The following is a 4,414-nucleotide window of genomic DNA, read 5'->3' as shown; positions in this document are numbered from 1 at the left end:
ACCTGGTCCGCGCGCGGCTTCGGTGCCTCCACCGGACGGATCGGGCTCAACGATCCCGCGCACGAGGTCGAGGACGTCCGCAAGCTCGTCGACTGGCTCGCGCGCCGGCCCGAGGTGCGGCTGGACAAGGACGGCGATCCGCGGGTCGGCGTCACCGGCGTCTCCTACGGCGGCGCGATCTCGCTGCTCGCCGCCGGGTACGACCCGCGGGTCGACGCGATCGCGCCCCAGATGACGTACTGGAACCTGGCCGACGCGCTCTTCCCGGACGGTGTCTTCAAGAAGCTCTGGGCCGGGATCTTCTTCACCACGGGCTCCGCGACCGGCGGCCCCGCGACGGCCGTCCGGCCGCCCGGCGGTCAGCGGCCCGGCGGGACCGACGGAGCGGCGGGCCCCGCCGCGAGCGACTGCGGACGGTTCACCCCCGAACTCTGCGCCCTGTACGAGCGCGTCGCCGTCGCGGGGAAGCCCGACCCCGCCGCCCGCGCCCTCCTCGAAGCCCGCAGCCCCTCCGCCGTCGGGGACCGCATCAAGGTGCCCACGCTCATCGTGCAGGGGCAGACCGACTCCCTCTTCCCGCTGTCCCACGCCGACGCCATGGCCCGGACGATCGCCGCGGGCGGCGTCCCTGTCGCCGTCGACTGGATCGCGGGCGGCCACGACGGCGGCAACCGCGAGAGCGACCGGGTCCAGGCCCGGGTCACCGCCTGGTTCGACCGCCATCTGAAGGGCGACACGAGCGCCGACACCGGTCCGGCCTTCCGCGTCAGCCGTACCGGGGGAGTCGACTCCACCGACGGCCGGGCCACGCTGCGCGGCGCGACCGGCGACCGCTACCCGGGTCTCTCGGCGGGCGGACGCACCCTCGCCCTCGACGCCGGCCGGCCGCAGTCCTTCCGAAACCCGGCCGGCGCGGCCCCGCCCGCCGTCTCGGCCGTCCCCGGCCTCGGCGGCGGACTCTCCCAGCTGTCCTCCCTCGGCGTCGGGCTCGCCCTGGACTTCCCCGGCCAGTACGCCGCGTTCGAGACGAAGCCGCAGTCCGGCCCGCTGCGGATCACCGGCTCACCCACGGTCCGCGTGAAGGTCACCTCCGACAGCGCGGACGGCTCCGCCGTCCTCTTCACCAAGGTGTACGACGTCGGCCCCGACGGGCAGCAGCAGGTGCTGCCCGCCCAGCTCGTCGCGCCCGTACGGGTCGAGGACGCCCGGCGGGGCAGGACCGTCGCGCTGACGCTGCCGGCCGTCGACCACGAGGTCGAGGCCGGGCACCGGCTGCGGCTGGTGCTCTCGGCCACCGACCTCGGCTACGCCTCCCCGGCCGCCCCCGCCACGTACACGGTCGCGGTCGAGAGCGGGCTGACCGTACCGACCGCGCCCGCCGTGACGACGCAGGCGGCCGGACTGCCCTGGTGGGTCTGGGGCCTGCCGCTCGCCGGCGCCGTGATCGCCGCCGCCCTGCTGATCACGGCCCGCCGCCGGACCACCGCACCCGCCCCGGACCCCGAGCTCCTGTCCGTACCGCTGCAGATCACCGGACTGAGCAAGAAGTATGCGGGCGGCGACCGCTACAGCGTGCGGGACCTCTCCTTCCGCGTCGAACAGGGCCAGGTCCTCGGGCTGCTCGGGCCCAACGGCGCCGGAAAGACCACCACCCTGCGGATGCTGATGGGACTGATCACGCCCGACGAGGGCGAGATCCGGGTCTTCGGCCAGGCAATCCGGCCCGGTGCCCCGGTCCTGTCCCGGGTCGGCGCCTTCGTCGAGGGCGCGGGATTCCTGCCCCACCTGTCCGGCCGGGAGAACCTGGAGCTGTACTGGAAGGCCACCGGCCGTCCCGCCGAGGACGCCCACCTGGACGAGGCCCTGCGCATCGCGAACCTGGGCGGCGCCCTGCAGCGCGCCGTGCGGACCTACTCCCAGGGCATGCGGCAGCGGCTCGCGATCGCCCAGGCCATGCTCGGCCTGCCGGACCTGCTGATCCTCGACGAACCGACGAACGGACTCGACCCGCCCCAGATCCGCGAGATGCGGGACGTGATGATCCGCTACGCGGCCGGCGGCCGGACCGTCATCGTCTCCAGCCACCTGCTCGCCGAGGTCGAGCAGTCCTGCACCCACCTCGTGGTCATGGACCGCGGACAGCTGGTGCAGGCCGGACCCGTCGCGGAGATCACCGGCGCGGGCGACGTCCTGCTGGTGACCCTCGGCGACACCGTCCCCGACCCGCTCGTCGAGAAGATCGGGGCCCTGCCCGGGATCGGCGGCGCGGAGCGCTCCGCCGGCGGAGTCCTCGTCCGCCTCGACGGGGCGGACGCGACGGCCCTGATCGGGGAACTCGTCCGCCTCGACGTGCCCGTGACCGGTGTGGGACCGCACCGGCGCCTGGAGGACGCGTTCCTCACCCTCATCTCGGGAGGCTCGGCATGAGCACACTGCTGGAGACCGCGCCGGGCTACCGCGCCCGGCACACCCTGCCCCTGCGTGTCGAGGCCGTCCGGCAGCTCAAGCGCCGCCGCACCCTCGTCATGGGGGCGGTGCTCGCCGCCCTGCCCTTCGTCCTGATCATCGCCTTCGCGATCGGCGGCGGTCCGGACGGCAACGGCAACGGCCGGATCACGCTGATGGACACGGCGACCGAGTCCGCCGCGAACTTCGCCGCCACCTGCCTCTTCGTCTCGGCAGGCTTCCTCCTCGTGATCCCGGTGGCGCTGTTCTGCGGGGACACCGTGGCCTCCGAGGCGGGCTGGTCCTCGCTGCGCTACCTCCTGGCCGCACCCGTGCCCCGGGCCCGGCTGCTGTGGTCCAAGCTCACCGTGGCCCTCGGGTTCAGCGCCGCGGCGATGGTCCTGCTGCCGCTGGTCGCACTGGCCGCCGGCACGGTCGCCTACGGCTGGGGGCCGCTGCGCCTGCCCACCGGCGGGTCCCTGCCTGCGGGGGACTCGCTGCCCCGGCTCGCCCTCGCGGTCGCGTTCATCTTCGTCTCCCAACTGGTCACCGCCGGACTGGCGTTCTGGCTCTCCACCCGGACCGACGCCCCGCTCGGCGCGGTCGGCGGCGCCGTCGGCCTGACGATCGTCGGCAACGTCCTGGACGCGGTGACCGCGCTCGGCGACTGGCGCGACTTCCTGCCCGCCCACTGGCAGTTCGCCTGGGCGGACGCGCTCCAGCCCCAGCTGGAGTGGGGCGGCATGGCGAAGGGGGCGGCGATCTCGGTGACCTACGCGCTGATCCTCTTCGCGCTCGCCTTCCGGGGATTCGCCCGCAAGGACATCGTGTCGTAGACCTTCCGGACAGGACCGTCACAACCACCCCCTTCGAGCCGCTTCCGCACCCGCGCGGAAGCGGCTCGTCGTTCCCAGGGCCGCCATCAGCTCGCCCACCCGGCGGCTGTACGTGCGGCCCGACATCCCGAGACGGGCGGCGGCCGTCTCGTCCGTGAGCCCGGCGAGCAGCGCCTCCAGGACCGGGCGGAGCTGCGGGGACAGCTCGCCCGTCGGGGCGACGGCGCTCGTCAGCTCCTCGCCCGCGTCCCAACTGGCCCGGTGGGCACGGACCAGGGCCTGCACGACGACCGGATCACGGATCAGCAGCAGCCCGTTGTAGAGCAGCTCCAGATCGAGCGGGACCGCCGCCACCGTCCGGTCGACCACGATCAGCTTGAAGGGGATCGTGTCCGTGAGCCGTGCCCGGCCCGGGACCCGCTCCAGCCCCGCCACCTGGGACAGGGCGTGCCGGGGCACGATCCGTCTGACCTCGCACGCCCGCTCCGTCGCGGCCCGCATGCACGCTCCCGCCAACTCCAGGAACGGCTCGGGGATCGCACGGCCGGCGGAGGTGGTCGGGTCGTCGAAGGTCAGCAGCTCGTGCCGGGTCGAGGCGGCCAACGCCGCCAGTGCCGCGCTGACGCGCCGTGCGCCGCGGACCGGACGGCCCGGCGGACGCTGCGCCTCCGGCGCGCCCCGGCTCACCGCCGAACGGGCCAGAGTCACGGAGCCCACGCGTTCTGCCACCGCTGACCACCCCCGCCGATCGATGTGCCACTCCATGTACGCATGCGACTCCACACCGTGACAACCCCTGTTGAGGAGGATGGCGAATCCATGCCACGGCCGTCCGCCCCGTCCGCCGTTGCCGCATCGAGATCCATCCGCAACCCCTTCGTCTGCTCCTCCGGGGCCTCTCGCACGTCACATTCACAAGTGCACGCGACAGAGGGGGAGATGACATGAAGCAGCGTCGACGGATGCGGCTGGCCGCCGGACTGGTGCTCGTCGCACTGGTGTCGACCGGGTGCGGAGGCGGTACCTCCGCGGACCGGAGCTCCACCCGGGAGGGCGGAAACCGGGCGCCCGCCGTCCCCGACGGAGGCGCCAGGACGGYCGCCGACACGCCCGAGGGCGAACAGCGCTCCCGC

Annotated in this window: 4 protein-coding genes; 3 read left to right on the top strand and 1 reads right to left on the bottom strand. The window is 74.1% G+C overall.

Annotated features, from left to right (window positions below):
- On the top strand, positions 1-2,427 hold a 2,427-nt coding region (locus EAO71_RS14190; RefSeq protein WP_147979288.1), incomplete at its 5' end, for an ATP-binding cassette domain-containing protein.
- Entirely contained in the window at positions 2,424-3,281 is an 858-nt protein-coding gene (locus EAO71_RS14185) for an ABC transporter permease (RefSeq protein WP_147978070.1), read from the top strand. The genes EAO71_RS14190 and EAO71_RS14185, both read left to right, overlap by 4 nt.
- Before the next feature lie 18 nt (positions 3,282-3,299).
- Here EAO71_RS14185 and EAO71_RS14180 read toward each other — a convergent pair whose 3' ends face one another.
- A complete protein-coding gene (locus tag EAO71_RS14180) occupies positions 3,300-4,010 on the bottom strand; it encodes a helix-turn-helix transcriptional regulator (RefSeq protein ID WP_147978069.1) in 711 nt (236 codons plus the stop codon).
- A gap of 215 nt (positions 4,011-4,225) precedes the next feature.
- Between EAO71_RS14180 and EAO71_RS38220 the strand changes: the two genes are divergently transcribed.
- Positions 4,226-4,414, top strand: a 189-nt coding sequence (locus EAO71_RS38220; RefSeq protein WP_222723555.1) for a hypothetical protein, incomplete at its 3' end; no start/stop codon positions are given.

It is taken from the genome of Streptomyces sp. MS191, assembly GCF_008042125.1.
GTDB lineage: Bacteria > Actinomycetota > Actinomycetes > Streptomycetales > Streptomycetaceae > Streptomyces.
This window is presented reverse-complemented; position numbering and strand designations above follow the sequence as displayed.